We start from the raw sequence: 25,802 nt of genomic DNA on the forward strand, positions 1-25,802 counted from the left end.
CCTCCTCCGATGGGCCGGGTTCGTCAGGCTCGCGCGTCGCGGCAGCCGTACGAGCCTCATGGGGTGAACCGAACGACGGCGGCGCGCCTGGCGACGGTGGCGAGCCTGGCGACGGCGGCCCGAACCGCGCCGACGCCGACACCGACGCCGTCAGACAGCGCAGGCGTGCCTCTACGGCGACACGATGAGCCGCCTGCTGCGTGGTTCGCACACGGGAGACGCTAGGCGCGCGCAAGTGTTCCGGCCTCGCCAGAACGGTGCTCTGTGGATGACGGGATGCCTGTGGAAACCGCGGCGCCACCGCGGCCGCTCACTCCCTCCGGGCGCTGGGAACCCGGACCGCGCTGGACCGCGCTGGAACTCGCTGGACCGCGCTGGACCTCACACCATTCGGGACGAGCCGGATCGCCTACCGCGTCACCGGGCGCCCGCCGAATCCCAGTCGCTCACCTGGATACCCGGCGCTCACCGGACCGTCGGCGAGATCGTCACCCCCAGCAATCCCGGGCCGACATGGGCGCCGAGCGCCGGCCCGACCTCGACGACCATCATGCGGGCGAGTTTCGGCAGCCGTGCGCTCAGCTTCTCGGCGAGCGCGTCGGCGCGTGCGGACGCCATCAGATGCTGCACGGCCACGTTCACCGGTTCGTCCGCGGCCGCCCCGACCGCCAGGTCCTCGAGGCGGGCGATCGCGCGCCCCGCCGTACGGACCTTCTCCAGGACGGTGATCGCACCATCGCCGAGATGCATCAGCGGCTTGATCGCCAGGGCGGAGCCGACGAGGTTGGCAGTGGCGCCGATGCGGCCGCTCCGCCGTAGGTGCTCGAGCGTGTCGACGTAGAAGAACGTCCGGGTGACGTCGGCGCATCGTCTCGCCGCGGACACCACCTCGGCGAGCGCGGCCCCCCGCTGGGCCGCCTGGGCCGCGGCCAGCACGGGGAACCCGAGTCCCATCGCGACGGACCGGCTGTCGATCACCTCAACGGGGATCGGCGCGTCCCGCGCGGAGATGAGGGCGGAGTCCACTGTGCCTGACATCTCGCTAGAAAGGTGGATGGACACGACGCCCGTCGCCCCTCGCGCGGCGGCCTGGTCGTACGCGTCGGCGAACACCTGCGGCGACGGCCTCGACGTGGTGGCCCTTCCGCGTAGAGCGCTCGCCACGGCGGCGGTGTCGATCGGGGTCCGGTCCTCAAGGATCTGATCGTCGTAGGCGACCTGGAGCGAGACGACGGCGACGCCCCACCTGACCGCCTCAGCCTCACCCAGATACGCGGTGGAATCCGTGACGACAGCGATCATCGAGGACATATCGAGAGAGTAACCCTCCCGATCCGCCGGGCACGTGCATGATCACAGAATGTGTCATCGCAGGTGAGGACACACATGAGCGAAAGTGTGCATGATCACGAACTACATCACCGCAGGTCATGGTCCCCCTCAGCGAACCCGTGCATGATCACGCACAAGGGAGGGGCAGGTCGGCGGGGGTTCGGCCGAACCTGTGCATGATCACGCCGAAGAGAAGAAGCCTGGGGTTATTGGACGGGGGTGCCACCGCGCCAGACCCGGCGAGGCTTGAGGCCGTACGACCAGGCGAACGCGCCCTCGTGGTCGGCGTCCCACTGCACGATGTCCGCCAGACGACCCGGCGCGAGGATGCCGCGGTCGGGGGCGCCCAGCACCTGGGCTCCGCCCAGCGTCGCCGCGCGGAGCGCATCCCCCACGCTCATCCCGAACGCCGACACGGCCAGACTGATCACCAGGGACATCGAGGTGATGCCGCAGTGACCCGGGTTGTGGTCGCTGCCGAGCGCGATCGGGACACCCTGGGCGATCATGCGGCGCACCGGCGGAAGGGTGCCACCCTGCAGAGCGGTGGCCGGGCAGACGACGGCCGGCACGCCGTACCTGCCCATCAGTGCGATGTCCTCGTCGGAGGTGTGGTGGAGCAGGTCGGCGGACGAGCATCCCATCTCGGCGGCCAGCTGGACCGCGCCGCGGCGGTTGTAGGCGCCCGCGTGCACGCGGGGAAGAAGGCCGACGTTGCGGCCGGAGGCGAGCACCCAGCGGGCCTCGTCGACGCTGAAGTGCCCGTCGTCGCAGTAGACGTCCACGCTGTCGGCCCCAGCGGCGGCGGCGTCCGCGCACCAGGTGGCGACGGCCTCGACGTAGTCACGCTGGCGGCCGAAGTACTCCGGCGGGACCACGTGCGCGGCCAGGAACGTGACGTGCACCCGCGGCATCATCGGCTCTTTCTCGAGCTCGCGCAGCAGGCGGACGTCCGCCAGTTCTCCGTCGCGGGTCAGGTGGTAGCCCGTCTTGGCCTCGACGGTCGTCGTTCCGGCCAGCAGCCACTCGCGCAGCCTCTCGCGGACGCCGTTGCACAACGTCCACGGGTCGGTGCCGCGGGTCACCGTGACGGTCGAGCCGATGCCGCCGCCCGCCGCGTTGATCGCGGAGGCCGTCGAGCCGCCCGACCGCATCGCCATCTCGGCGTAGCGGTTCCCGGCGTAGACGGGGTGGGTGTGGGCGTCGATGAGACCGGGCGTGACGAGGGCGCCGCCGAGGTTCTCCACATGGTCGACGTCGACGATGTCGTTGACGACCCCGGGAACACTCTGGGGCAGGTCAGCCGCCCGTCCGACCCAGGCGATGCGGTCGTTGTGGACCAGGATGGCCGCGTTGCTGCATACGTCGTGACCGGTCCAGAGCCGGCCGATGTTGGTGAGCAGCCGAACGGTCATCCGACCACCTGCCCGTCATCCCGGAACACGACAAAGTCCCAGGTCATGGGCGCCGCGCCCACTGGGTCCGCTCCGTGTCCGGACGTCATTGGGGGGTCTCCTGCCTCATCGCGCACCGGTTGTTGTGCGATGACCCTATCGCCAGGATCTTGAACCCGGGCGATTTCAGTTCAGTTACGTTATTTCACAGGTCGACTGGATGTACAGGGCTATTGAGAAAGAACGCCAATACGCCACAGCCGTATCGATACGTCACATCTGTCCCCGACTTCGCACCGGCAGCCGTTCCCCGCGACTTGAACCCGATGCCCTCGCACTCGCCAACGCGTAACAGCACTTTCTAGTGTCATTTTGTTACCCGCGCCATAAGGTCTCGTTAGGCTGGCGTTATCGTACCAAGGTCACCCCCGGAGGGCCACTAACCAATCGTGACCCTCGCAGGGGCGTGTCGGGACGACGGAAAAGCGCCCCTCAGACGGTCTCGACGGGCTTGGCGACCCGGTCCAGTTCGGCGAACAGCGCCCCGAGAACCCTGGCGTGCAGGATCGTGCCGTCACCGGTGTGCTCGAGGGACAGCACCTCGCCCTCCTTGTGGGCCCGCGCGACCAGATCCGTCCTGTCGTACGGCACGAGCATCCGGACCTCGTGGTCCAGGCGGGGAAGCTCGGTCTCGATCAGCGTCATCAGCTCGTCGATGCCGGAGCCGGTGCGCGCGGAGACCACCACGCTGCGCCGTTCCTTCATGGTCAGCCGGGCGAGCGTCACCGGGTCGGCGGCGTCGGCCTTGTTGATCACGACGATCTCGGGGATCTCGCTCGCGCCCTCGATCTCTGACAACACCTCGCGGACGGCCGCGAGCTGCGACTCGGGATCGGGGTGCGACCCGTCCACCACGTGCAGGATCAGGTCGGCGTCGCCGACCTCCTCCAGGGTCGAGCGGAACGCCTCGACCAGCTGGTGGGGCAGATGCCGGACGAACCCGACGGTGTCGGCGAGCGTGAACAGGCGGCCGTCGGGCGTGCGCGCCCGGCGCACGGTGGGGTCGAGGGTCGCGAACAGCGCGTCCTCGACCAGCACACCCGCACCCGTCAGCCGGTTGAGCAGCGACGACTTGCCGGCGTTGGTGTAGCCGGCGATCGCCACCGCCGGCACCTCGCGGGCCTGGCGGTGGTGCCGCATGGTCTCGCGCGCCGTCGACATGCCCTTGATCTGGCGGCGCAGCTTCGACATCCGCTCGCGGATGCGGCGCCGGTCCAGCTCGATCTTCGTCTCACCGGGACCACGGCCGCCGATGCCGACGCCGCCGGCGGCACGGCCGCCGACCTGCCGGGAGAGGTTGCCACCCCAGCCTCGGAGGCGCGGCAGCAGGTACTGGAGCTGGGCCAGCTCGACCTGGGCCTTGCCCTCGCGGCTCTTGGCGTGCTGCGCGAAGATGTCCAGGATCAGCGCGGTCCGGTCGATGACCTTGACCTTGACGATCTCCTCCAGCTGGCGCAGCTGGCCGGGGGTGAGCTCGCCGTCGCAGATCACGGTGTCGGCGCCGGAGGCGGCCACGGTGTCACGCAGCTCGATCGCCTTCCCCGACCCGATGTACGTCGCGGGGTCGGGCTTGTCACGGCGCTGGATCAGGCCTTCCAGGACGTCCGATCCGGCGGTCTCCGCGAGGAGCCTCAGCTCCTGCAGGGAGTTCTCCGCGTCGAAGACGGAGCCGCTGGTCCAGACTCCTACGAGGACGACCCGCTCCAGCCGCAGCTGGCGGTATTCGACCTCGGTGATGTCCTCGAGCTCCGTCGAAAGACCGGCCACGCGGCGGAGCGCCTGGCGCTCTTCCAACTCGTAATCGCCCATGGCAAGGTCTTCGGGCTCGTCATGCATATATGTCATCTCTTCTAGGAGAACGATCCGACACCCCTGGTGTCTTCCCATCGATGGTTGCACGACGCCCCGATGTCCGCATCTGGTTATGGTCGTGCCGCGTTCCGCCAGGCCCGGAGCCCGGGGAGACCCTCACGCCTTGAGGACCCTGGCGTCACCGGAACCGGTCTTGACCACGACGGTCCGCGCGGACGACGGGTCCTGGACCACGGAGACCTCCCTGTCCCCCGAGCCCGGTTCGGCCGTCACGTTGTAGGACCCGGACGGCACCCAGACCGACCCTTCGCCCGAGCCGGTCTCGACGCGCACGTTGTCGGGGGCGGCCGCGAAGCGCAGCTTGACCTCGCCCGACCCGGTCGTCGCGGTCACCTGACGGCCGGCCAGCCCTCGCGCCTCGATGTCGCCGGAGCCCGTCGCGGCGCTCACCGGGCCGGTCAGCCGGCGGAGGGTGATCGTCCCCGACCCCGAGTCGACCTTCACGTCCAGGCCCTTGGGGACCTCCACCTCGTAGTCGACGGAGCAGTCGTCGCATCGGTAGCGCAACGTGAGCGTTCCGGCGTCGACCTGGTGCCCGTTCTGCGGCTTGTCACCCCGCCAGTGCAGAGTCTCGGTGACGTGGACGCCGGCCCTGTCGGACTCGTTGATGACGATCTCGCCCGCCCCCGTGTCGGCGTGCAGGGCCGTGATCGCGTCGGTCACGTCGTAGGACTGGACGGCCTGCTCGCCGCCGAAGCCGACCTTGCTCAGATCGATGTCCGTGCCGCACGCGGTGAGAGTGAGGGCGGAGCCCAGGGCCACTCCCACGATGATCATGCTCTGCTTTCTCATGACACCGATTCTTCAGGCCCGTACGGCCCGCCCCATCAGGGAAATCCCCAAGAGCGCCCCTGACGCGTCCCCCGCATTGACCCTCGGATCAGCGGTGGAGTAGCGTCGATTCCACCTTTTAGAACTATATTTCCGCATAGTGGAAAGGGTGCCGATGGAAGGCGTTGAGATCACAGGTCCCCTGCTCGATCGGTTCGACGAGATCCTCACCCCCGAGGCGCTCGCCTTCGTAGCTACCCTGCATCGCGAGTTCGACACGACGCGTAGGGAGTTGCTGGCCGTACGTGACGAACGGCAGGCACGGCTCTCCGCGGGCGGGACACTCGACTTCCTCCCGGAGACCAGGCAGGTGCGCGAGTCGGAGTGGCGGGTGGCGCCGCCCGCCCCCGGGCTCGAGGACCGCCGCGTGGAGATCACCGGCCCGGTCGACCGCAAGATGACCATCAACGCGCTGAACTCCGGCGCCAAGGTCTGGCTGGCCGACTTCGAGGACGCCAACGCGCCCACGTGGGAGAACACGATCAGCGGGCATCTCAACCTCCGGGACGCCCTCGACCGGACGATCGACTTCTCCTCGGGCGGCAAGGACTACGCCCTCAAGCCCGACGAGGAGCTCGCGACGGTGGTGGTCCGCCCCCGCGGCTGGCACCTGCCGGACAAGCACGTCCTCGTCGACGGCTCGGAGATCTCGGGCTCGCTGCTCGACTTCGGGCTGTACTTCTTCCACTGCGCCCGGCGGCAGCTCGACAAGGGGCGTGGGCCGTACTTCTACCTGCCCAAGATGGAGTCGCACCTCGAGGCGCGGCTCTGGAACGACGTGTTCGTCCGCGCGCAGGAACTGCTGGGCGTCCCGCACGGGACCATCAGGGCGACCGTGCTGATCGAGACGTACCCGGCCGCGTTCGAGATGGAGGAGATCCTCTACGAGCTGCGGGACCACTCCGCAGGCCTCAACGCCGGCCGCTGGGACTACCTGTTCAGCGTCATCAAGAAGTTCCGCACCCGCGGGCGGGAGTTCCTGCTGCCGGAGCGGAACTCCGTGACGATGACCGCGCCCTTCATGCGTGCCTACACCGAACTTCTGGTCCGCAGCTGCCACAAGCGCGGTGCGCACGCGATCGGCGGCATGGCGGCGTTCATCCCGTCCCGCCGCGACCCCGAGGTGAACAAGGTCGCCCTGGAGAAGGTGCGGGCCGACAAGACGCGCGAGTCCGGCGACGGGTTCGACGGCTCGTGGGTCGCCCACCCCGACCTGGTGCCGATCTGCCGTGAGGTCTTCGACGGCGTGCTGGGCGAGCGCCCCAACCAGCTCGACCGACTCCGTGAGGACGTCCACGTCACCGCCGAGGACCTGCTGGCGGTGTCCAAGACCCCCGGCCAGATCACCGAGACCGGCCTGCGGAACAACGTCGACGTGGCGTTGCGCTACCTGGCGGCGTGGATGGGCGGGCTGGGCGCGGTCGCCATCCACAACCTCATGGAGGACGCCGCGACGGCCGAGATCTCGCGGTCGCAGATCTGGCAGTGGATCCACAACGACATCGAGCTCGCGGACACGGGCGCCGTCGTGACCCGCGACCTCGTCGAACGGATCATCTCCGAGGAGCTCGGGAAGATCGCCGGAGAGCCCGGCTACGACGAGGGTCTGTACGCCCAGGCGACCGCGCTGTTCAAAGAAGTCGCACTCGACGACGATTTCGCGGAGTTCCTTACCCTCCCCGCATATGCCCGCATGCAATGACATGACCGATTCGAAGGTCAGGAATCTTCCCGCCCGGTGGAAGGTTCCTGATCTCGAACGGTGTACGACTAGACGAGCGCATCCCTCCAGATGTCGCTACATCTGGAGCATGACCGAATTCAGAGAGACCGGCGACCACGCCGACGCCCCCGCGGAGCCGCCCCGGACGATCACGCGCGAGATCGCCAGAAGCCACTACCGGTCGGCGCTCACGGCCAACGGCGAGCTGATCCACCAGTACTGGCGCATCGGCCGCCACATCCTCGGCCACCGACTGGGCGACAGCCGGTACGACGAGGTCCTCGCACGCCTGACGGCCGAGATCAGGGCCGAATATCCCCGGGCCATGGGTTACTCCCGGGCCAACCTGCACCGCATGACGACCTTCGCCGCCGCGTGGCCGGAGTTCGTCCCGCAGTCCATGGAGCTGATCCCATGGGGACACGTCGTCGTCCTGCTCGACATGCTCGACGACCGCGCGACCCGGGAGTTCTACGCCATGAAGGCGGCCCACGAGGGCTGGACCCGGAGCACGCTGACGATGATGATCCGGAGCGGGCTCCACCTGCGGCCCGATCATCCCCTGTACGACACCGGCAGGACGGTCCCGCTGGAGGACCGCGACTGCGTCAGGGACATGCTCACCGACCCCTACGTCAGGGAACTGTTCGACGGAGGCGAGCGTCGCGGGCGCGACCTCGAGGCGCGGATCGTCGACGCCGTCGTCACGTTCCTCCAGGACCTCCGGGTGGGTTTCGCGTTCGCCGCCAGGCGGCGCCGCCTGTCCGCCCGAGGCGAGGAGTTCGTCGCCGACCTGCTCTTCTACCACCTGGCGCTGCACCGCTACGTCGTCGTCGATCTCCGGACCGACGGCTTCGCCCCGGAGCACACCGACCGGCTGGATCTCTGCGTCGCGGCCGTGGACGACCAGGTCCGCGACCGGATGCGGGACGAGCCGACGCTGGGCGTCCTCCTGGTCGCCTCACGCGATCAGATCATGGTCGAGTACAGGCTCGGCGCGATGATCTCACCGCTCTCGGTGGGTCCGCACACGCTGCCCGCCGACCTCCAGGCCGCCCTTCCGACGCCCGCGGAGCTGGCAGGTGCCATCGCCCCTGCTCTGCGAGATGATTCAAGGGAAGACGACATTCTCGAGCGAACCATCACAGAAGGCCCGGCCGGCCCATGAACGACGAGGACCCGGGGCCGCAGACGCACGAGGAGGAACGGTAGCGATGTCCACCCTCCAGCGGCTGACCGCACGGCTGGGCGAGATCCTGGACCGGGACTCGGTGATCACCGATCCCGTACGGCTGCGCACCTACGACTGCGACGGGCTCACCTACCACCGGGCCACCCCCGGCGTCGTCGTGCTTCCGGAGTCGGCCGAGCAGATCGCGGCCGTGGTGCGGCTGTGCGACGAGTACGGTGTGCCGTTCGTGGCGCGGGGATCCGGGACCGGATTGTCGGGCGGCGCCCTCCCCCGGACCGACGGAGTGCTCATCGTCACCTCGCGCATGCGCGAAATCCTGGAGATCGACATCCCCAACCGGCGCGCGGTGGTCGAGCCAGGGGTGACGAACCTGGCCATCACCGAGGCGGTCCGCGACCGGGGTCACTACTACGCACCCGACCCCTCCAGCCAGCAGATCTGCTCGATCGGCGGCAACGTCGCGGAGAATTCGGGCGGCGCCCACTGCCTGAAATACGGCTTCACGGTCAACCACGTCGTCGGGGTCGAGCTGGTCACCCCGCAGGGGGAGATCGTCGAGCTGTCGGACCGCGATCCCGGCTACGACCTCCTCGGGGCCTTCATCGGCTCGGAGGGCACGCTCGGAATCGCCACCAAGATCACCGTACGGCTGTCGCGGACGCCCGAGGCGGTCACGACCGTGCTCGCGGCCTTCACCGGGATCGAGGGCGGCGGCCGGGCCGTGTCGGCGATCATCGGCGCGGGAATCGTCCCGGCGGCCATCGAGATGATGGACGCCCTGGCGATCGAGGCGGCCGAGGCCGCGGTCCACTGCGGCTATCCCGAGGGGGCGGGGGCCGTGCTCGTGGTGGAGCTCGACGGCCCGCACGCCGAGGTGGACCACCAGTTCGCCGCCGTCGAGCGGATCTGCCGCGAGACGGGCGCCTTCGAGATCCGGGTCGCCGCCTCCGCGGAGGAGCGGGCCGCGATCTGGAAGGGCCGCAAATCGGCCTTCGCCGCCGTGGGGCGGATCAGCCCCGCCTACATCGTCCAGGACGGGGTGGTCCCCCGGACGGCGCTGCCCGAGGTCCTCGCCGGGATCGACCGGCTCCAGGAGGAGTTCGGCATCCGGGTGGCGAACGTGTTCCACGCGGGCGACGGGAACCTCCACCCTCTCGTCCTGTTCGACGACGCCGTACCCGGCCAGGGCGAGCGCGCCGAGACCGTCAGCGGCCGGATCCTCGACCTGTGCATCGAACACGGCGGCTCGATAACCGGCGAACACGGCGTCGGTGTTGATAAATCTCGCTACATGCCGCGAATGTTCAGTGAGGAGGACCTCGACACCATGCAACTCGTCCGGTGCGCCTTCGACCCGAAGGGCCTGTCCAATCCCGGCAAGGTCTTCCCCACCCCACGGCTGTGCGGGGAGGTCCCCGGGGTGCGCAGGGGCGTCCACCCGCTCGTGGAGTCCGGCGCGGCCGAGCAGTTCTGATGAGCACCTGCCCGCAGCCCCCGGCCGACTCTCACAGGAGGTGGCTGTCATGAGCGCCGACGCCGATCTCGCCGCCTGCGGCACGACCGTCCGCCCGGCCGGCGACGGTGACGCGGTGGCCGGCGTGCTGCCGCGCTGGGTGGCGCTGCCCGAGACGACCGAGGACGTCTCGGCCGTGCTCCGCGTGGCCGCCGCGCACGACCTCGCCGTCGTGCCCACCGGCGCGGGGACGATGCTGGACTGGGGCCCGCCGCCCGGGCGCTGCGACCTGCTGGTCGACACCTGCTGCCTCAACGAGGTCCTCGAACACGCCGCCGGTGACCTGGTGACCCGCGTCCAGGCCGGGGTGACGCTCGGCTCCCTCGCCGAGACGCTGGCGTCGCAGGGCCAGCGCCTCGTCGCCGAGCCGCCGCTCGAGGGCTCGACCGTGGGCGGGATGCTCGCGACCGGAGTCGCCGGGCCCCTCGGGTTCCGGTACGGCACCAGCCGCGACCTGCTCATCGGCGTCACCGTCGTGCTGGCCGACGGCACGATCGCCAAGTCGGGCGGCAAGGTCGTGAAGAACGTCGCGGGATACGACCTCGGCAAGCTGTTCACCGGCTCGTACGGCACGCTCGGCGTCATCACGGAGGCGGCGTTCCGGCTGCATCCGCTGCCCGCCGACAGCCGGTGGGTCACCGCACCCTTCCCCGAGGCGGGATCCGGGGACGCACCCGATCTCGCCGGAACACTGGCGGCGTCCGTCCTCGAACCCGCCGCGATCGAGCTCGACCGGCCCGTGCCCGGCGGCGGCATGCTCGCGGTCCTCGTCGAAGGCGTCGCCGCGGCCGAGCGGGCGAAAGCCGTACAGGACCTGATGGGGGCGGACGCCGAGATCGGCGAAGAACCGCCGTCCTGGTGGGGCCGCCTTCCCGGAGACGACCTCCTGCTGTCGTTGCGCGGGCTGCCGGCGGCGCTCGCGGCCACGCTCCGGGTGGTCGACGCGCAGGGCGCCCGCCTCGCCCTGACCCCGCACGTACGCGGCTCAGCGGGCACCTGCGACCTGCGCGTCGCCCTCCCGACGTCGTCGGATCCGGATCGAGTCGCCGACTTCGTCACCGCCGTCCGCGACGGGATCCGGCCACTCGGCGGCCGGCTGACAGGCGTGACGCTGCCGCCCGATGTCGCGGTGGACTTCTGGGGCGAGACCGGAGCGCTCGGTCTCATGCGCCGGGTGAAGGACCGGTTCGACCCCGGCCACCGGATGTCGCCCGGCCGGTTCGTCGGAGGCATCTGATGAACCCCCGCAGCCGCAGGCCGCCGGACCGTCACAGGGAGGACGCCGCATGGACCCCGAGCTGATCAAAGATTGCGTGCACTGCGGGTTCTGCCTGCCCACCTGTCCCACGTACGTGTTGTGGGGCGAGGAGATGGACTCCCCTCGCGGGCGGATCCAGCTCATGGACCAGCACGTGCACGGCACGCCGGTCACCGACGAGATGGCGGGACACCTGGACGCCTGCCTCGGCTGCATGGCCTGCGTGACCGCCTGCCCCTCAGGCGTGCGGTACGACCGGTTGATCGAGCAGACGCGCGCCGTGGTCGAGGAGGAGCACACGCGGACGCCCGAGGAGCGGGCCCTGAGGGCCATGGTCTTCGCGCTGTTCCCCTATCGGCGCAGGCTCCGGGCGATGCGCCTGCCGATGGCGCTGAGCAAGCGGCTCCAGCCGCTGCTCGAACGCGCGAATCCGACGCTCGGCGCGATGGCCGAGCTCGCTCCCCCGACTGCCAGGCCGGTACGGCTCCCGCCGGTGGTCAGGGCGCGCAGGCGGCGCAGGGCCACGGTGGGGCTGCTCACCGGCTGCGTCCAGGGCGAGTTCTTTCCACAGGTCAACGCGGCCACCGCCCGGGTGCTCGCACTCGAGGGCTGCGACGTGGTCATCCCGCCGCGGCAGGGGTGCTGCGGCGCGCTGTCGCTGCACTCGGGCCGCGAGGCGGAGGCGAAGAAGTTCGCCATGCGCACGATCGCGACGTTCGAACGGGCCGGGGTCGACACGGTCGTGGTCAACGCGGCCGGGTGCGGATCGAGCATGAAGGACTACGCCGAGGTGCTGAAGGACGAGCCCGGCTGGTCCGGGCGTGCCGACGCGCTGGCGGTCCGCGACCTCGCCGAGTTCCTGGTCGAGCTGGGGCCGGTCGCCGAGCGCCACCCCCTGCCGGTCTCCGTCGCCTATCACGACGCCTGCCACCTGGCCCACGCCCAGGGCGTGCGGTCCCAGCCGCGTGAACTGCTGGGCGGCATCCCCGGACTCGACCTGCGGGAGATCGCGGAGTCCGCCATCTGCTGCGGGTCGGCCGGCACCTACAACCTGTTCCAGCCTGGGGCGGCCCGTGAGCTGGGCGACCGCAAGGCGGAAAGGGTACTGGCCACCGGCGCCGACCTGCTGGTCTCCGCCAATCCCGGCTGCACCATGCAGATCGCGGCCGCGACCAGGCGCGCGGGCAAGGGTGAGATCCGCGTCGCGCACACCGCGGAGGTGCTCGACGCCGCGCTGCGCGGGCTCTCCCCGCAGACCCTGGGGTGGGTCACGGAGGACGCCGGGTGAGCGTGCAGAGCGTCGACAGGGCGCTCGACGTTCTGGAGGCCCTCGCCGAGCAGGGCGGGCAGGCCGGCCTGTCGGAGATCGCGGCTCGGACGGGCCTGCCGTACGGGACGATCCACCGGCTCCTGCAGACGCTCCTCGCGCGCGGGTACGTCCGGCAGGAGTCCGACCGTCGTTACGCGCTCGGCGGGGCGCTGCTGCGGATCGGCGGCACGGCCGAGCGCATGGTCGCCGCCCGGGCCGAGCCGTACCTCGCGCGACTGGTGGAGTTGTCGGGCGAGACGGCGAACCTGGCCGTGCTGGAGGGCGACTTCGTCGTCTACGTGGCCCAGGTGCCGTCGCCGCGCAGGTTGCGCATGTTCGCCGAGGTGGGCCGGCGGGTGCTCCCCCACAGCACGGCGGTCGGGAAGGTGCTGCTCGCCGAGCGCGCGGACGCCGCGGCGGTGTTCCAGCGGACCGGCCTGCCGCGCCGTACGGACAAGACCATCACGACCGTCGACGGCCTCCTCGGCGAGCTGGACGAGGTCCGCACCCGGGGGTACGCGCTGGACCTCGGCGAGGAGGAGGGCGGCGTGCACTGCATGGCGGTCCCGGTCGTGGACGGCGGCAGGACCTTCGCGGCGATGTCGGTGTCCGGCCCCGCCGACCGGATCGACGCCATCGACCGCGACGAGCTGGCCTCGATGTTGCGGAAGGTGGCCGGCGACTTCGGCTCAGCGGTCTTCGGTCTCTGAAACGGTCGCTGATCCCCCACACTTTTGCGGCGTTTCCGTGGAGGATGAACGTATGTGTCGAAGCATCAAGACCTTGCGTCCGCCGTTCACCGACGAGGTGACGGAGCAGGACATCCACGCGGCGGCCCTGCAGTACGTGCGGAAGATTTCGGGATTCCGGGCGCCCGCCTCGCACAACGCGGAGGCCTTCCAGCGCGCCGTCGAGGCGATAACCGAGGCCAGCGCGGCGCTTCTCGCGTCCCTGGAGGTCCGCGGCCAGCGACCTCCCGGCGAGGCCGCCGCGTCGTGAATCCGTTCCGCGGGAAGTAGGGAACAGCCCGAGCGGGTCCGGCGGAGTAGGGGTGAAAGGCGCGAAGCCGCCAACGGAAGGATTCCCCCTATGAACGGACAGAACGGGTGGTGAGTACCGCGGCCACCGAACAGGGCACCCGACCCTGGAGTCGCCGTGCCGCCGCGCGAGGCCTCCAGGCCGGTCCGGGAGAAAACGCCACCGACGCCGGCCTGATCCGCGCGTCGCTGGCCGACCCCGACGAGTTCGCAGGCGTCTTCGACCGGCACTCCGACGAGATCCACGCCTACGCGAGCCGGCGGCTGGGCCTCGACCACGGGCACGCGGATGACGTGACGGCGGAGACGTTCCTCGTCGCGTTCCGCAAGCGGCACCGGTACGACCTGGACCGGCCGGATGCCCGGCCATGGTTGTACGGCATCGCCGGCAACCTCATCTCCGGCCACCGCAGGTCGGAGGTCCGGCGTCTCAAGGCCCTCGCCCGGACGGCGGGCGGCGCCGAGACGCACGAGCTCCACGAGGAGGAGCGAAGCGCCGAACGAGCCAGCGCCGCGGCGCTGCGCCCCGTCCTCGCGGCCGCGCTCGCGCGGCTTTCCGCAGCCGAGCGGGAGTTGCTCCTGCTAGTCGCCTGGGCCGACCTCACCTACGAGGAGACCGCCCAGGCATTGAAGATCCCGGCAGGGACGGTCCGCTCCCGGTTGCACCGGATCCGCGCGAAACTCCGCCGCCACCTTGACCTTCCCGAGGAGGGCACCCCATGACCGACGAGTTCGACCTCATCGCCCAGGCCCGGCCCGAGGTGCGGGCCTACTCCCCCGCCGCCAAGGCGTCCGCCCGCCGCCGGCTGACCGCCGTTCCCAGCAGGCGGAAGCCGTACGGCATCGCGATCGCGGGAGTGGCCGTGGTCGCGGGCGCGAGCGTCGTGGCGGTCAACGTGCTGACGGCCACCCCCGGCGGCACCGGGCACGCACCCGCCGTGGCCGCGCTGCCGAAGGTCACGAACATGTCGGCAAGCGAGGTGCTCGGCAGGGCCGCGCAGGCCGTGACCGACCTCAAGCCGCGTAACGACCAGTTCATCAAGGTCATCTCGCAGACGATGTCTCCCGTCATGGGTGGTCACGCCGTGAGTGGAAACGATCCCGCTCCACCGCCCCGGCCCGATGGTGCCGTGACGAAGCCGACTGGGCAGACCAGCACGGAGTTCCGGTACCTCTACCAGGCGAAGCGCACCATCTGGCTCTCGGCCGACGGCAGCAAGGATGGCGCACTCAAGACTCAGCACCTGAAGCCGCAGGCCTATCCGGGCTGGCCCATACCCGAGGGGGCCTACGCGGAGGCGGGCTCAACGGAATTGCTGAAGCTCCCCACCTGCGGCTATGTGCCGGAGACCACCTACACCAAACTCAAGAGGCTGCCGGCCGATGTGGAGGGGATGCGCGCCTACCTGTACTCCGGAGCAGTCAACAAGAATCCGCCTGACGCTCGGGCGTGGACATCGGTGGGAGACCTGCTCAGGGAGACCTACATGCCGGCGGCGCAGCGAGCGGCGTTGTTCAAGGCGGCCGCAACGATCCCCGGCGTCAAGGTGACCGCGGGTGTCACGGACGCCGCCGGGCGCACAGGCATCGGCGTCGGCCGGGCCTCCATCGGCATCCGGTCGGACATCATCTTCGATGCGAAGACCTTCGAGTTGCTCGGCGAGCGGGGAACCGTCGTGGACGAGAAGGAGGCGAAGTCGCCCGTCGGCAGCGTCGTCGCATCCACCGCCCAGCTTCAGGTCTCGGTCACGGACACGGTGCCCAAGGCGCCGGATCCGATCAGCGAGAAGAAGGGCGTGAGCTGCGGCTGACCGGCCGTCCGCGCCGCGGCGCCCGCCCCTCGAGCGTGAGAGGCGGGCGCCGTGCCGTACCGCTGGATCTAGGACTGGAGGGCGGGCTCCTCATGGTCCTTCGGCGGTGTGGGTGCGTCCTCGTCCAGCAGGGTGGTCTCGTCGAACGGCTCCCGTCCGGCGAGCACCTCCTCGGCCCGTTCCCGGTCGAACTCGTTCGTCCATGTGGCGACGAGCACGGTGGCGATCGCGTTGCCCGCGAAGTTGGTCAGCGCGCGGGCCTCGGACATGAACCGGTCGATGCCGACGATGAGGCCGACGCCGTCGACCAGTTCGGGGCGGTGCGACTGCAGGCCGCTCGCGAGCGTCGCGAGGCCCGCGCCGGTCACGCCCGCTGCGCCCTTCGACGCGATCATCATGAAGGCCAGCAGGGCGATCTGCTCACCGAGCTCGAGCGGAGCGCCCGTCGCCCTGGCCACGAACAGGGTGGCCATCGTGAGGTAGATGGCGGTCCCGTCGAGGTTGAACGAGTAGCCCGTCGGCACGGTGATGCCGGCGACCGGACGGCTCACGCCGAGGTGCTCCATCTTGGCGATCAGGCGGGGCAGCGCCGACTCCGAGGACGACGTGGACAGGATGAGCAGGAACTCCCGCCGCAGGTAGTTCAGCAGCGCGAGCACGTTGATCCGGGCGACCGACCACAGCAGCGGCCCGAGGATCACGAAGACGAACACCAGGCAGGTCGCATAGAAGCTGACCATGATGAGGCCGAGGCTCTTGAGCGCGTCCATGCCCGTCGCGCCGACGACCGCCGCCATCGCGCCGAACGCGCCGACGGGCGCGGCCCACATGATCATGGCGAGGATGCGGAAGACGAGCCGCTGGATGTGCTCGATGCCGGCCAGGATCGGCGCCGCCTTCGGGCCCATGGCCTGGAGGGCGAACCCGGCGAGGAGGGCGACGAGCAGCGTCTGCAGGACCTGGCCCTCGGTGAACGCCGACACGAGCGTGGTCGGGATGATGCCGAGCAGGAACTCGGTGGTGTCGCTCTCACCGCCGGTGGCCGCCTGGGCCTCCGCGGCCTTGCGGAGCTCGTCGGTGAGCTGCAGCCCCTGCCCCGGGTCGATGAGGTTGCCGACCACCAGGCCGATCGCGAGCGCGACCGTCGACATCACGAGGAAGTAGACGAGCGCCAGCCCGCCGACCTTGCCCACACTCGCCGCCTTGGCGACCGAGCCGACTCCCAGCACGATCGTGCAGAAGATGATCGGGCTGATCATCATCTTGATCAGCGCGACGAAGGCGGTGCCCAGCGGCTTGAGCGCCGCGCCCAGGTCGGGGGCGACGAAGCCGACGGCGATGCCGGCCAACACCGCCACGATGACGGCGAGGTACAAATAACGGGTCCGGTCTGGGCGCATGGAGGTGGCGGCCTGGGGTTCATCCGGGGACGCGGACATGGACACTCACTTTCCTCGGGGGAAGGAACTTCAGTGGAGCGACTATGCGGCCCGATATGACCTGGGTCACTATTGCGTACATTTCGTTCATCACCGAAGTGCGCTCGTGGAAGTGAGACAGCAGATGGTGATCTCCGGCCGGGTGCGGCGCTGGAGTCTCGCCCGGCAGATCCTGATCCTGCAGATCGTCATCGTGGGCGTGACCGTGGCGGTGAGCACCACTATCGGGTTCCTCCAGGCGCGCGACCTGCTGACCGACGAGGCCACGGGCGTGACCACGGCCGTCGCGGTCAGCGTGGCCGACTCCCCCGCCGTGCTCGACGCGCTGAACGGGTCCGACCCCACGGCGGCGCTGCAGCCGTACGCCGACCGCGTCACCGCGGAGACGAAGGTCGACTTCATCACCATCATGAGCCCGGCCGGCATCCGGTTCACCCACCCCAACCGCAGTCAGATCGGCGGCCACTACCTGGGCAACATCACCCAGGCCCTCGCCGGAAAGACCTACAGCGAGACCTACACGGGAACGCTCGGCCCCTCGGTGCGTACGATCACTCCCGTGAAGGATCCGGCGGGGAGAGTCAGAGCCCTGGTCAGTGCCGGAATCACGGTCGAGAGGCTCAGCAGCAGGCTCCGCGCGCAGATCGGAGCCGCGGGGCTGGCCGGGCTGGTCGGCCTGTCGGCCGGGGTGGTCGGCTCCTATCTCGTCGGCACCCGCCTGCGGCGGCACACGCACAGCCTCGGGCCGACGGAACTGAACCGCATGTACGACCACCACGAGGCGATCCTGCACGCCGTACGCGAGGGGCTGCTCCTGATCGACGCCCGGGGCACGCTCACGTTGTGCAACGACGGCGCCCGCGAACTGCTCCGTCTCGGCGCCGACGCGGAGGGCCGTCAGGTGACGGATCTCGGTCTGCCGCCGTCCCTCACCGAGCTGCTCGCGTCCGGTGAGAACCGTACCGACGAGATCCACCTCACCGGTGAGCGCGTGTTGCTGGTCAACGTCGCCGTCGTGCGGTCGGGGGCGCGCTCGCTCGGCACCGTGGTGACCCTGCGCGACCACACCGAACTGCAGGGGCTGGCGGGGCAGCTCGACGCCGAGCGCGGCTTCGCCGAGGCGCTGCGCTCCGCGGCGCACGAGGCGGCCAACCGGCTGCACACCGTGATCACCCTGGTCGAGCTGGGCCGTCCCCAGCAGGCCGTGGCGTTCGCCACCGCCGAGCTCAGGGCCGCCCAGGAGCTCACCGACCGCGTGGTCGCGGCCATACGCGAACCGGTGCTCGCCGCGCTGCTTCTCGGCAAGTCCGCCGAGGCGGCCGAACGCGGCGTGGAGCTGTCGATCAGCGAGGACACCGAGCTCGACGACGTGGGCCTCGACGAGCGCGACCTGGTGACGGTCCTCGGCAACCTCATCGACAACGCGATGGAGGCCGCGATGTCCGGCAGCCCGCCCGCCCGTGTGACCGTACACGTGCGGACCGACGGGACGGACTGCCTGATCCGGGTGACCGACAACGGCCCCGGGCTCGACCCGGCGGCGGCGCAGGAGGCGTTCCAGCGGGGGTGGACCACGAAGGGCACCGGCCGCGGCATCGGGCTCGCCATGGTCGCCCAGGCCGTGCGGCGGCTGAACGGCACGATCGAGGTGTCCGACGACGGAGGCGCCGTGTTCACCGTACGGCTCCCGCTGCCTGTGGAGAGCCGGCCATGATCTCCGTACTGGTCGTGGAGGACGAGGAGATCACCGCCGAGGCGAACCGGGTCTACGTCGAACGTGTGCCGGGCTTCGAGGTCGCCGGTGTGGTCCGCTCGGGCGGGGAGGCGCTGCGTTTCCTCGGGCGGCGGCCGGTCGACCTGATCCTGCTCGATCTCTACCTGCCCGACATGCACGGACTCGACCTGTGCAAATCCGTCCGGGGCGCGGGCATCCTCTGCGACGTCATCGTGATCACCTCGGCGAGGGACCTGTCGATCGTGCGGTCGGCGGTGTCGGTGGGGGTCGCGCACTACCTGCTCAAGCCGTTCACCTTCACCGCGTTCAGCGACAGGCTCCGGCACTACGCCCGCTTCCGGGACTCGGTCGACGCGTCGGGAGAGGCGAGCGGGCAGGAGGAGGTCGACAACGCCCTCGCGGCGCTGCACGGTCCCCCTCAGCCGCGCCTGCCGAAGGGGATGTCGCCGATGACCATGGCGGTGATCGTCAACGTGTTGACGGACTCCCCTGGTGGCGTCTCCGCCTACACGGTGGGGGTGACGATCGGCGTGGCCCGGGTGACCGCCCGGCGTTACCTGGAGCACCTGGCCGAGTCCGGGATCGCCCAGCGGGTCCCCCAGTACGGTTCGGTCGGCCGGCCGGAACTGCTCTACCGGCTCATCTGACGCTCGGGCTTCATCGGCTCCGACGCTCGGCCTTCATCGGCTCCGACGCTCAGGTTTATCGGCGCACCTGGACGCTCAGGCGCACTGGTCGAGCATCGTCTCCTTGTCCGCGGCCGTGACCGGAAGGTCGTACTTGAGGGAGACCTGGGCGAACCGTACGGCGTAGGAGCACCGGATGCCCTTGGCGGGCGGCAACCACGACGCCGGGCCCGAGTCGCCCTTGGCCGAGTTGGCCGAGCCGTCCACCGGCAGCAGGTTGAGGGGGTCGTTGGCGATCCGCTTGCGTTCGGCGTCGCTCCAGCGGGAGGCGCCCATCTGCCAGTCGTAGGACAGCGGCATGACGTGGTCGATCTGGACCTCCGACGCGTCCTCCTTCCGCCACTCGATGGTGTCGCCCGTGTAGGGGTCGTACAACGTCATCGAGACGACGACGCAGTCGGAGCCGCTGCGGTACTTGACCTTCGCCCCGTCCCGCTTGAGCAGGTCGTTGCGGGTGTCGCACCCGTTGTGCGCCAGGGGGACGTCGTCGGCGTTGTCCGCCCACGCGTATCCGAACTCCTCACGGTCGTAACCGGTCTTGGGCCCGCGTCCCTTGGTCGTCACATGGTCGATCAGGTCACGGGCGTCGGCCCGGTCCTTGTCCGAGGTGATCCGGGCCAGGCCCGGCTCCGTCCCGTCCGGGTTGTCGAGAGGGTTCGTGCCGTGGGACTTCCCGGTGTCGTCACCTTGGGAGTCCTTATGTCCTGGCTGGCCCAGGCTGAGCCCCTCCGAGGGCCCACATCCGGCGAGTACGGCGATCGCCACCGACATACCGACGAAGATCCGTGATCCGCGCCCGCCCACAGTCACCCCTAGGTCATGAAATTTTCCACCTAGGTATAGCAAATGCCCAAAAACCAGCAAATAAACGTACCCAGTCCACCCACCATGCCGTGATCCACCCACCCTGGCGCGGTCCACCCACCCTGGCGCGGTCCACCCACCCTGGCGTGATCATGCACGCATTCGCAGAAAGCACCGCCGAACAGCCCGTCCACCGCCCGTGATCATGCACACATTCGGCGATGCACGGCCCCAGCTGCGCAAACAAGGTTTGCGATCATGCACGGTTTCAGAGAAAGGCGCCTTGAGCTGGCACGACAACGACCGTGATCATGCAGTGACACTCACCGCCACGGCTGGCGTCCGCGCATGATCACGAATTGAGAACGGCCAGGTCATCCGCCGTTCTCCCGAACTCGCGCATGATCACGATTTGGATCGCGGCCGGTTGGGGCACCTGTCGCCGAATGCGTGCATGATCACGGACGGTGAACGGCCAGCTCGGCGGCGCTCCACGCGAATGTGTGCATGATCACGACCCGGGGGTGGCCAGGGCAAAGGCCATATCCACGAACCTGTGCATGATCACGGGTGAGGGCTGGTGAGGGCTGGAGGTCAGGCGGCGGGGATCCAGTCCTGCCAGACGATCTTGTTCTGCTCGACCCACTTCTGGGCCGCGGCCTGTGCGGTCAGCTTCCCGACGGCCATGTCGTAGGCCACGGCGTTCTGGTCGTCGTTGGTCCACACGAAGTTCTTGATCAGTTCGTACGCCTTGCCGCCCTCCGCGGCGAACTTCTTGCTGACGATCTTGTCCAGCAGGTACGGCGGATAGTCGCACGCGACCTTGTCGGGTTTGGCGTCGCATCCGATCGCGTACGGCGGCAGGTTGATCTTCACCAGCTTCAGCTGGGAGAACAGCCACTGCGGCTCGTAGAAGTACATGAGCAGCGGCTTCTTGTTCTTGTCGGCGTCCTGCGCGGCCTTGATCAGCGCGTCCTCGCTGCCGGCGTAGACCACCTTGAACGGGAGGTTGAGGTTCTTGATCAGCGCCTCGTCGTTGGTCACATAGGTCGGGTCACCCGCGAGAAATTGTCCCAAATTGCCCGACTTTGCAGTCTGGAACAAGTTCTTATAGCCGGCAAGCTTGTGATAGTCCGTGATATCCGGATATTGCTTTACCATCCATTCGGGCACGTACCACCCGATGACGCCCTTGTTGCCGTCCTCGCCCGCCGTTATGGCGACCTTCTTGTCGTCGATGTACTCCTTCTTCAGCTCCGGGTGGGCCCAGTTCTCGAGGATGGCGTCGACCTTGCCACTCTCGAAGCCCTTCCAGGAGTCCGCCTCCCCGCTCTCCACGCGCTCGACTTTGTATCCGAGCTGGTGAACGAGCAGGTACTCGACCACGGCGGCGCTGGCCTCGTAGCCGATCCAGGGGTTGACCGCTAGGCGCACCGTGCCGGAGGCGCCTCCGCCCGGGCCTCCCGCGTTCTCGGAGCTCCCGCTGCACCCGGTCATCGCCAGCGCGATCGTGAGCACCCCGGCAAGAAGACGGACCCTCATAAGTGACCTCATCAGAAGTAGGACGAGCGGCGTGCGCGGGCGACGAGACCGCGGGCGACACCGGCAGAGTATTTCACAACCGAAAGCGGCGAATCGGCCGCGATCCAAAGGATCGCGGCCGATTCACTCGATCACTTCGGGATCCAGGCCTGCCAGATGGTGGGGTTGGCTTCGACCCACTTCTTGGCGGCGGCCTCGTCGGACAGGCCGTTGTTGGTGATGTCGTCGGCGACCTTGTTCTGGTCGTCGTTGGTCCACTTGAAGTTCTTCACGAGCTCGTAGGCCGGGCCGCCGGCGTCGGCGAACTTCTTGCTCACGATCTTGTCGAGGGGGTACGCGGGGTAGTCGCACGCGACCTTCTTGGGGTCGGCATCACACCCGGCGGTGTAGGGGGGCAGGTTGATCTTCACCAGCTTGAGCTTGGAGAACAGCCACTGCGGCTCGTAGAAGTACATGAGCAGCGGCTTCTGCTGGTCGGTGGCCTGCTCTGCCGCCTTGATGAGGGCCGCCTCGCTGCCCGCGTAGACGACCTTGTAGTCCAGCTTGAGGTTCTTGACCAGGGCCTCGTCGTTGGTGACGAAGGAGGGGTCGCCGTCCAGCAGCTGGCCCTTGCCGTCGGACTCGGAGGTCTTGAACAGGTCGGCGTACTTGTTCAGGTTCTTGTAGTCCGTGATGTCCGGGTACTTCTGGACCATCCATTCCGGCACGTACCAGCCGATGACGCCGTTGTTGCCGTTCGGGCCCGCCTCGACGGCGACGCCCTTCTCCTCGATGTACTTCTTCTTCAGGTCGTCATGACCCCAGTTCTCGAGGACGACATCGACGTCGCCGGACTCCATGCCCTGCCACGACGGCTCCTCGTTGAGGGTCACCTTCTCGACCTTGTAGTGGAGCTCGTTCTCCAGCAGGTAGTCGACGACGGCCGCGCTGGCCTCGTACCCGACCCACGCGTTGATGGCCATCTTGACGGTTCCCGCGGAGCCCGCGGCGGCGGCACCCGCGGACGCGTTCGCGCTCGGGGCGGCCGAGGAGTTGTCGTCGACCTTCGCGCCCCCACAGGCCGCGGCGCCCAGGCCAAGTACGAGAACACCTGCGATCAGGCGTAACTTCTTCATGCGATCCTCTTCTTTTTGGAGTTCGGGCGCCCGCTGGCGCCCTGCGTGATCCGGTCGAGCATGACTCCGAGCAGGACGAGCGCCACGCCGGCCGCCAGTCCCTTGCCGTAGTCCTCCTGCTGCGCGATCCCGGCCACGACGTCATATCCGAGGGCTCCCGCCCCCACCAGCGCGCCGATCACCACCATCGCCAGGGTCATCACGATCCCCTGGTTGGCGGCGAGGAGCAGCGAGCTCTTGGCCATCGGAAGCTGGACCTTCCACAGGAGTTGCCGATCGGTCGAACCCGCGGACCTGGCCGCCTCCACCACGGTCCCCGGCACCGCCCGCACGCCGTCCTCGACCAGGCGCGCGACCACGGGCACCGCGTAGATGAGCGACGCGATGATCGCGGTGAACCGCCCGTTGCCGAACAGCGCGACGGCGGGCAGCAGATAGGAGAAGGACGGCATGGTCTGCGCGGCGTCGAGGATCGGCCGCAGCACGGCGGCGAACCATCTCGACCTGGCCGCGGCGATCCCGAGGGCCAGCCCCACCGCGATCGTGATCACGGAGGCCACCAGCACGATCGTGAGCGTCTCCATGCCGTGCTCCCACAGGCTCAGAGCCGCGATCGCCACCAGACACCCCGCGGCCACCAGGCCGGCGCGCAGCCCGCTGAACCGCCACGCGAAGCCCAGCACCGCGATGGTGATCAGCCACCAGGGCGCACTGGTCAGCACGTCCTGAAGCGGGTTGAGCAGCCCGTACGCCACGGTGTCGTTGAGGAAACCGGTGAAGCCGTACCAGTTGGCCTCGATCCAGCCGACCACGTCGTTGATCGGGCGGATGATCTGGATCTGCCACTGCTCGGGGAACTCCGGCGCCAGCACCGGGGTGAGCGCGAGGCCCGCCACGATCGCCACCGCGAAGCCCGCCCAGCGCACGGCGGAGGACCGGGCGCGGGAGACCGCGGCGGACCTGGTGATGCGGTCGAGCACGATCGCGATGATCACGATGGCGATGCCCGGCACGAGCGCGGCGCCCACGTTGACCCGGGCGAGCGCGCGGATGAGGTCCACGCCGAGCCCCGGCGCCGCGATCAGCGCGACGAGCGGGACCATCGACAGCGCCGCCGCGATCGTCTGGTTGACGCCCAGCGTGATCGTGTTGAGCGCCATCGGGAGCCGGACCTTGCGCAGGGTCTGGCCGCCGGTCGCGCCCAGGGACTCCGAGGCCTCGACCGCCGTGGGCGGGACGCGCTGGATGGCGAGCGCGGTGATCCGGATCGCCGGCGGGATCGCGTAGATCATCGTGGCGATCGTGGCCGACGCCGGGCCGATGAGGAACAGCAGCACGATCGGCGACAGGTACGAGAACGTCGGCATGATCTGCATGACGTCGAGCACCGGGGACACGATCCGCCGCACGCGGGGGGAACGGCCCGTGAGTATGCCGATCGGGATGCCGATGACCAGGGAGAGCAGCACGGAGCTGAGGGTGAGCGCGAGAGTGTCGACGCTCGCGTCCCACAGGCCGAGCGCCCCGATCCCGGCGAATCCGACGACCGACACGAGCGCGATCCGCCAGCCGCCCGCCAGCCAGCCGAGCCCGGCGGCGACGCCGATGAGCCCCGGCCAGCCGAGAGCGGTCAGCGCCGTCTGGAACAGGGTGAAGAGCTCGGCCACCCCGAGGCGGACGTAGTTGACGAAGTACAGGAAGAACGGGCTGGTGTTGCGGTTCTCGTCGACCCAGTCGCGGGCGTCGTTGAGCCAGTGGAACAACGAGGCGTCGTCGTCGTGCGGCAGCACGGCCGTGTTCTTGAACGCCACATAGAGCGCCACGACCAGGACGGCCCCGGCCGCGGGTAACCATCGGGCGAGCCGCTGCGCCCGTTCCGCGACGGGGACGGGCGGTGCGATGTCGGCGGGGGCGGCCACCACTACGCCTCCTCGGCCGACGGCGCCGAGGCCGACGCGGAGGCCGACGACGACCGCGTCCCGGCGAGGGCCTCGCCCGCCTGGGCGCCGATCCCTTCGCCGAGGCGGACGGCGCCGAGCAGGTCGACCCGATCGACCACGCCGACGAGCTCACCGTCGGCGACCACCCGGATCGGCCGGGCGGACGCCATGGCGGCCGGGATCGCGTCGTGGATCACCGTGTCGGCCGGCAGTTCCGGCCCGTCCAGCGGCTCGTCCGCGTCAGGCTGCCGGCTGATCCAGCGCAGCGACAGCACATGCGACTTGGGGACGTCGCGCACGAAGTCGGCGACATAGTCGTCGGCGGGTGCTCCCACGAGCTCCTCCGGCGTGCCGACCTGCACGATCGATCCGTTCCGCATGATCGCGATGCGCTCGCCGAGCTTGAGCGCCTCGGACAGGTCGTGAGTGATGAAGACCATCGTCTTGCCCACCTCACGGTGCAGGCGGACGACCTCGGCCTGCATGTCCCGCCTGATCAGCGGGTCGAGCGCGCTGAAAGGCTCGTCGAACAGCAGCACCTCCGGGTCGACGGCGAGCGCCCGGGCCAGGCCCACGCGCTGCTGCATGCCGCCGGAGAGCTGGTCGGGGTAGGAGTCCTCGTGCCCCTCCAGCCCGACGAGGGACAGGATCGCCCGCGCCTTCTCGTGCCGTACGGCTTTCGCGACGCCCTGGATCTCCAGGCCGTAGGCCACGTTGTCGAGAACCCGCCGGTGCGGCAGCAGGCCGAAGTGCTGGAACACCATGCTGACCCGGTGGCGGCGCAGTTCGCGCAACTGCGTGGCCGACATGCCCCGCACGTCCTCGCCGCCGATGGCGACGTCGCCGCCAGTCGGCTCGATGAGCCGGGTGAGGCACCGGACGAGCGTGGACTTGCCGCTGCCCGACAATCCCATGACGACGAAGACCTCGCCGGGGCGGACCTCGAAGCTGACGTCCCTCACGGCGGCGGTGCATCCGGTCTTGGCCCGGAGCGCGGCGGAGTCGAGCTCCGCGTCGGGACTACCGATGATCCGATCGGCCTTGGGGCCGAAGATCTTCCAGAGCCCGCGAACCTCGATCGCGGCTGTGCCCACTCTGATTCCCCTCACTCGGCTATCGCCCGAGAAGCGGCGTGAACGCCCGGGAACGCCACAGCACGGCGTGGAGATCGTTGCTCGCACGCCGTGGATGAAGAGCTGGGGGTCAACG

General features: G+C 69.4%; 21 protein-coding genes. 11 read left to right on the plus strand and 10 right to left on the minus strand.

Going from position 1 to position 25,802, the window contains the following annotated elements:
• Positions 1-465: 465 nt before the first annotated feature.
• From Psi02_RS02945 to Psi02_RS02960, 4 genes are all read right to left on the minus strand, one after another.
• Positions 466-1,311, minus strand: coding sequence for a DegV family protein (locus Psi02_RS02945; protein ID WP_203971452.1), 846 nt, complete (start codon positions 1,309-1,311; stop codon positions 466-468).
• A 227-nt stretch (positions 1,312-1,538) separates the two neighbouring features.
• Positions 1,539-2,747: an imidazolonepropionase gene (gene hutI, locus Psi02_RS02950; protein ID WP_203882646.1), complete on the minus strand. Its 1,209-nt coding sequence runs from the start codon at positions 2,745-2,747 to the stop codon at positions 1,539-1,541.
• Positions 2,748-3,218: 471 nt separating this feature from the next.
• Positions 3,219-4,631 (minus strand): GTPase HflX, encoded by a 1,413-nt coding sequence (hflX, locus tag Psi02_RS02955; RefSeq protein WP_203971454.1) that lies wholly within the window; start codon positions 4,629-4,631, stop codon positions 3,219-3,221.
• Between the two features lie 123 nt (positions 4,632-4,754).
• A complete protein-coding gene (locus tag Psi02_RS02960; RefSeq protein ID WP_203971456.1) occupies positions 4,755-5,450 on the minus strand; it encodes a DUF4097 family beta strand repeat-containing protein in 696 nt (231 codons plus the stop codon).
• A gap of 154 nt (positions 5,451-5,604) precedes the next feature.
• Between Psi02_RS02960 and aceB the strand changes: the two genes are divergently transcribed.
• The 9 genes from aceB to Psi02_RS03005 all read left to right on the plus strand — a co-directional run bounded on the left by aceB (position 5,605) and on the right by Psi02_RS03005 (position 15,332).
• The gene (gene aceB, locus Psi02_RS02965) at positions 5,605-7,191 is read left to right on the plus strand and encodes a malate synthase A (protein ID WP_203971458.1); all 1,587 of its coding nucleotides are present in this window, start codon (positions 5,605-5,607) and stop codon (positions 7,189-7,191) included.
• Positions 7,192-7,300: 109 nt separating this feature from the next.
• A complete protein-coding gene (locus Psi02_RS02970; protein WP_203971460.1) occupies positions 7,301-8,380 on the plus strand; it encodes a PDDEXK nuclease domain-containing protein in 1,080 nt (359 codons plus the stop codon).
• Between the two features lie 46 nt (positions 8,381-8,426).
• Positions 8,427-9,878, plus strand: a complete 1,452-nt coding sequence (locus Psi02_RS02975; protein WP_203971462.1) for an FAD-linked oxidase C-terminal domain-containing protein — start codon at positions 8,427-8,429, stop codon at positions 9,876-9,878.
• A 49-nt stretch (positions 9,879-9,927) separates the two neighbouring features.
• The gene (locus tag Psi02_RS02980) at positions 9,928-11,154 is read left to right on the plus strand and encodes an FAD-binding oxidoreductase (protein WP_203971464.1); all 1,227 of its coding nucleotides are present in this window, start codon (positions 9,928-9,930) and stop codon (positions 11,152-11,154) included.
• Between the two features lie 49 nt (positions 11,155-11,203).
• The gene (locus tag Psi02_RS02985) at positions 11,204-12,463 is read left to right on the plus strand and encodes a (Fe-S)-binding protein (RefSeq protein WP_203971466.1); all 1,260 of its coding nucleotides are present in this window, start codon (positions 11,204-11,206) and stop codon (positions 12,461-12,463) included.
• Positions 12,460-13,194: an IclR family transcriptional regulator gene (locus Psi02_RS02990; RefSeq protein ID WP_239094554.1), complete on the plus strand. Its 735-nt coding sequence runs from the start codon at positions 12,460-12,462 to the stop codon at positions 13,192-13,194. Before Psi02_RS02985 ends, Psi02_RS02990 begins: the two co-directional genes overlap by 4 nt.
• Before the next feature lie 52 nt (positions 13,195-13,246).
• Positions 13,247-13,483 (plus strand): DUF2277 domain-containing protein, encoded by a 237-nt coding sequence (locus tag Psi02_RS02995; RefSeq protein WP_203951236.1) that lies wholly within the window; start codon positions 13,247-13,249, stop codon positions 13,481-13,483.
• 110 nt (positions 13,484-13,593) lie between these two features.
• Entirely contained in the window at positions 13,594-14,244 is a 651-nt protein-coding gene (locus tag Psi02_RS03000) for an RNA polymerase sigma factor (RefSeq protein WP_203971468.1), read from the plus strand.
• Positions 14,241-15,332: a CU044_5270 family protein gene (locus Psi02_RS03005; protein WP_203971470.1), complete on the plus strand. Its 1,092-nt coding sequence runs from the start codon at positions 14,241-14,243 to the stop codon at positions 15,330-15,332. The genes Psi02_RS03000 and Psi02_RS03005 overlap by 4 nt, the downstream gene beginning before the upstream one ends.
• Before the next feature lie 68 nt (positions 15,333-15,400).
• Here Psi02_RS03005 and Psi02_RS03010 read toward each other — a convergent pair whose 3' ends face one another.
• The gene (locus Psi02_RS03010) at positions 15,401-16,771 is read right to left on the minus strand and encodes a cation:dicarboxylate symporter family transporter (protein WP_239094555.1); all 1,371 of its coding nucleotides are present in this window, start codon (positions 16,769-16,771) and stop codon (positions 15,401-15,403) included.
• A gap of 112 nt (positions 16,772-16,883) precedes the next feature.
• On the opposite strand from Psi02_RS03010, the gene Psi02_RS03015 reads away from it, so the two are divergent.
• Together Psi02_RS03015 and Psi02_RS03020 are read left to right on the plus strand one after the other, a co-directional pair.
• Complete coding sequence (locus tag Psi02_RS03015) at positions 16,884-18,485, plus strand: sensor histidine kinase (RefSeq protein WP_239094556.1); 1,602 nt, start codon at positions 16,884-16,886, stop codon at positions 18,483-18,485.
• Complete coding sequence (locus tag Psi02_RS03020; RefSeq protein ID WP_203971471.1) at positions 18,482-19,153, plus strand: response regulator; 672 nt, start codon at positions 18,482-18,484, stop codon at positions 19,151-19,153. The genes Psi02_RS03015 and Psi02_RS03020 overlap by 4 nt, the downstream gene beginning before the upstream one ends.
• A 75-nt stretch (positions 19,154-19,228) precedes the next feature.
• Here the strand turns inward: Psi02_RS03020 and Psi02_RS03025 are convergent, their stop codons facing one another.
• The 5 genes from Psi02_RS03025 to Psi02_RS03045 form a co-directional block, all read right to left on the minus strand.
• On the minus strand, positions 19,229-19,963 hold the full coding sequence (locus tag Psi02_RS03025) for an HNH endonuclease family protein (protein ID WP_203971473.1): 735 nt from the start codon (positions 19,961-19,963) through the stop codon (positions 19,229-19,231).
• A 627-nt stretch (positions 19,964-20,590) separates the two neighbouring features.
• Positions 20,591-21,538, minus strand: a complete 948-nt coding sequence (locus Psi02_RS03030) for an ABC transporter substrate-binding protein (protein WP_203971475.1) — start codon at positions 21,536-21,538, stop codon at positions 20,591-20,593.
• A gap of 131 nt (positions 21,539-21,669) precedes the next feature.
• Positions 21,670-22,653, minus strand: a complete 984-nt coding sequence (locus Psi02_RS03035) for an ABC transporter substrate-binding protein (protein ID WP_203971478.1) — start codon at positions 22,651-22,653, stop codon at positions 21,670-21,672.
• Positions 22,650-24,572, minus strand: coding sequence for an ABC transporter permease (locus Psi02_RS03040; protein ID WP_239094557.1), 1,923 nt, complete (start codon positions 24,570-24,572; stop codon positions 22,650-22,652). Before Psi02_RS03040 ends, Psi02_RS03035 begins: the two co-directional genes overlap by 4 nt.
• A gap of 2 nt (positions 24,573-24,574) precedes the next feature.
• On the minus strand, positions 24,575-25,687 hold the full coding sequence (locus Psi02_RS03045) for a quaternary amine ABC transporter ATP-binding protein (protein ID WP_239094558.1): 1,113 nt from the start codon (positions 25,685-25,687) through the stop codon (positions 24,575-24,577).
• Between the last annotated feature and the right edge of the window lie 115 nt (positions 25,688-25,802).

The organism is Planotetraspora silvatica, from assembly GCF_016863315.1.
GTDB classification, from domain to species: Bacteria; Actinomycetota; Actinomycetes; order Streptosporangiales; family Streptosporangiaceae; genus Planotetraspora; species Planotetraspora silvatica.

What these genes read in the sequence shown, in the direction of transcription:
- hutI (WP_203882646.1), bottom strand. Translation starts at nt 2,747, where the DNA reads ATGACCGTTCGGCTGCTCACCAACATCGGCCGGCTCTGGACCGGTCAC.
- Psi02_RS03035 (WP_203971478.1), bottom strand. Translation starts at nt 22,653, where the DNA reads ATGAAGAAGTTACGCCTGATCGCAGGTGTTCTCGTACTTGGCCTGGGC.
- hflX (WP_203971454.1), bottom strand. Translation starts at nt 4,631, where the DNA reads ATGACATATATGCATGACGAGCCCGAAGACCTTGCCATGGGCGATTAC.
- Psi02_RS02985 (WP_203971466.1), top strand. Translation starts at nt 11,204, where the DNA reads ATGGACCCCGAGCTGATCAAAGATTGCGTGCACTGCGGGTTCTGCCTG.
- Psi02_RS02980 (WP_203971464.1), top strand. Translation starts at nt 9,928, where the DNA reads ATGAGCGCCGACGCCGATCTCGCCGCCTGCGGCACGACCGTCCGCCCG.
- Psi02_RS02975 (WP_203971462.1), top strand. Translation starts at nt 8,427, where the DNA reads ATGTCCACCCTCCAGCGGCTGACCGCACGGCTGGGCGAGATCCTGGAC.
- Psi02_RS03030 (WP_203971475.1), bottom strand. Translation starts at nt 21,538, where the DNA reads ATGAGGGTCCGTCTTCTTGCCGGGGTGCTCACGATCGCGCTGGCGATG.
- Psi02_RS03020 (WP_203971471.1), top strand. Translation starts at nt 18,482, where the DNA reads ATGATCTCCGTACTGGTCGTGGAGGACGAGGAGATCACCGCCGAGGCG.
- Psi02_RS03025 (WP_203971473.1), bottom strand. Translation starts at nt 19,963, where the DNA reads ATGTCGGTGGCGATCGCCGTACTCGCCGGATGTGGGCCCTCGGAGGGG.
- Psi02_RS02945 (WP_203971452.1), bottom strand. Translation starts at nt 1,311, where the DNA reads ATGTCCTCGATGATCGCTGTCGTCACGGATTCCACCGCGTATCTGGGT.
- Psi02_RS02995 (WP_203951236.1), top strand. Translation starts at nt 13,247, where the DNA reads ATGTGTCGAAGCATCAAGACCTTGCGTCCGCCGTTCACCGACGAGGTG.
- aceB (WP_203971458.1), top strand. Translation starts at nt 5,605, where the DNA reads ATGGAAGGCGTTGAGATCACAGGTCCCCTGCTCGATCGGTTCGACGAG.
- Psi02_RS03005 (WP_203971470.1), top strand. Translation starts at nt 14,241, where the DNA reads ATGACCGACGAGTTCGACCTCATCGCCCAGGCCCGGCCCGAGGTGCGG.
- Psi02_RS02970 (WP_203971460.1), top strand. Translation starts at nt 7,301, where the DNA reads ATGACCGAATTCAGAGAGACCGGCGACCACGCCGACGCCCCCGCGGAG.
- Psi02_RS02960 (WP_203971456.1), bottom strand. Translation starts at nt 5,450, where the DNA reads ATGAGAAAGCAGAGCATGATCATCGTGGGAGTGGCCCTGGGCTCCGCC.
- Psi02_RS03010 (WP_239094555.1), bottom strand. Translation starts at nt 16,771, where the DNA reads ATGTCCGCGTCCCCGGATGAACCCCAGGCCGCCACCTCCATGCGCCCA.